The sequence below is a fragment of the Priestia sp. P5_B4 genome (genome assembly GCF_056400385.1).
Genome location: NZ_JBFULJ010001229.1, coordinates 1 through 873, shown reverse-complemented (window position 1 = coordinate 873; position 873 = coordinate 1). Strand labels below are relative to the sequence as shown.

The 873-nt window shown below is 33.0% G+C and carries 1 protein-coding gene; it reads left to right on the top strand.

What is annotated here, in order from left to right:
* Positions 1-379: 379 nt before the first annotated feature.
* Positions 380-873 (top strand): CHASE3 domain-containing protein (locus AC1DRF_RS30125; protein ID WP_477742589.1); only part of this gene is annotated, 494 nt, incomplete at its 3' end.

Sequence of the window (873 nt, the reverse complement as noted above, 5' to 3'; positions counted from 1 at the left end):
TATTTATTTATACCTATGTTGGCATAATTTATGTGATTCCCCAAAGCATAAATTACTTTTCATTACCTTATTGTGTACAAAAATAGTGTAAGATAGGCTCATGCTTTTAACAGCATGGGCCTATTTTTATAGACAGCTTGAAAATAGATATTTCCAAACTGGAAAATTAATCTTTCCCTCTTGTACAATAAATATTCTTCTGTACAAAAATAGAGTGTATAATAGGAATGTTGAATTGATAGAAAAAAGAGAGAAGCCCTATCAAGCAAAGGAAGATGGAGTGGAGAGTGTGTACTGAAAGTAAAATTGTCCAGCGGCAAAAATAAACATGTTTTTCGAATGCTTCTAGAAGAATATCTAGAATGAAAGTAGGAACATTATGGAAAAGAAAATGAGGTTTGGCATCAAATCCAAAATTATTATTGGATATTTAATTGTTATTGTCTGTTTATTTATTGCATTTATTGTTTTAAACAGTCAAATTTCATCTTTGCAAAAAGAACGAAATTTTATCATTGATCATGATATTGAAGTGCATGATCTGACCAATCGAATTGAAAAACACCTGCTCGATATGGAAACCGGACAAAGAGGCTATATTATTACAGGAGAAGCGAGTTACTTAGAACCTTATAACAGCGCAGCATCAAGTTGGGAAAAAGATTATAATGCACTGTATCAGCTTCTAAATAATAATCCAAATCAGCAGGAGAAACTGGAGAAGATTAAAGGAAGCATTCAAGACTGGATTGAAGCCGCTGGTGAACCGACCATTGCATTAAAAAAAGAAAATAATACAAAAGAGCTTCAGCAGTTTTTTGAGAAAGATCCTGGGCGCCAGTATATGGATGATATACGCAGCCAGTTTACTTC